Origin of the sequence: Bartonella sp. AP36NXGY, assembly GCF_042195865.1 — a bacterium.
Classification (GTDB): domain Bacteria; phylum Pseudomonadota; class Alphaproteobacteria; order Rhizobiales; family Rhizobiaceae; genus Bartonella.
Map to the genome: position 1 here is coordinate 1 of NZ_JBHIPD010000106.1, position 1,189 is coordinate 1,189.

Sequence of the window (1,189 nt, forward strand, 5' to 3'; positions counted from 1 at the left end):
AACAAGCATTATTTATTCAATGATCTTAGAGACGATACCGGCACCAACAGTACGACCACCTTCACGAATAGCAAAACGAAGCTTCTCTTCCATCGCTATCGGAACGATCAACGAAACATCCATGGCAACATTGTCGCCTGGCATAACCATTTCCGTTCCTTCTGGAAGCGTAACAATACCTGTAACATCCGTCGTACGGAAGTAAAACTGAGGACGATAATTCGTGAAAAATGGTGTATGACGTCCACCTTCATCTTTTGTCAAAATGTAAGCTTCTGCTTTAAAACGTGTATGAGGTGTAACGGATCCTGGCTTCGCCAACACTTGACCACGCTCAATCCCTTCACGGTCAACACCACGAAGCAGAGCTCCTATATTATCACCCGCTTGCCCCTGATCTAAAAGCTTGCGGAACATTTCAACGCCTGTAACCGTCGTCTTAGACGTTGGACGAATACCGATAATCTCGATTTCCTCTCCAACTTTAATAACACCACGCTCAACACGACCCGTAACAACGGTTCCACGACCCGAAATCGAAAACACATCCTCTATCGGCATCAAAAATGGTTGATCAACAGGACGTTCAGGGGTTGGAATATAATTATCAACTTCACTCATTAAAAGACGAACAGCATCTTCACCAATGCTTTTATCCTTATCCTCAAGAGCTGCCAACGCAGAACCCTTAACAATTGGTATATCATCGCCTGGGAAATCATATTTGGATAAAAGTTCCCGAACCTCAAGCTCTACAAGCTCCAAAAGTTCTGCATCATCAACCTGATCAACTTTATTAAGAAAAACAACAATTGCTGGAACACCAACCTGACGTGCAAGCAAAATATGCTCACGTGTCTGAGGCATTGGGCCATCAGCTGCTGAAACAACCAAAATAGCACCATCCATCTGTGCTGCCCCTGTGATCATGTTTTTCACATAATCAGCGTGTCCTGGACAATCAACGTGCGCATAGTGACGATTTTCCGTTTCATACTCAACGTGTGCTGTAGAAATAGTAATTCCACGTGCGCGTTCCTCTGGCGCAGCGTCAATTTGGTCATAAGCTTTAAATTCACCAAAATATTTCGTAATCGCTGCTGTCAACGAGGTCTTCCCATGATCAACGTGACCAATCGTACCAATATTAACATGCGGTTTTGTTCGTTCAAACTTGCTCTTCGCCATT

General features: G+C 44.0%; 1 protein-coding gene. It reads right to left on the bottom strand.

The window, feature by feature from the left end:
• Window positions 1-12 precede the first annotated feature (12 nt).
• Window positions 13-1,188 carry an elongation factor Tu gene (tuf, locus tag ACFINX_RS10115; protein ID WP_012755022.1) on the bottom strand — a complete coding sequence of 392 codons (1,176 nt, stop codon included), beginning with the start codon at window positions 1,186-1,188 and terminating at the stop codon, window positions 13-15.
• Between the last annotated feature and the right edge of the window lies 1 nt (window position 1,189).

What these genes read in the sequence shown, in the direction of transcription:
- tuf (WP_012755022.1), bottom strand. Translation starts at nt 1,188, where the DNA reads ATGGCGAAGAGCAAGTTTGAACGAACAAAACCGCATGTTAATATTGGT.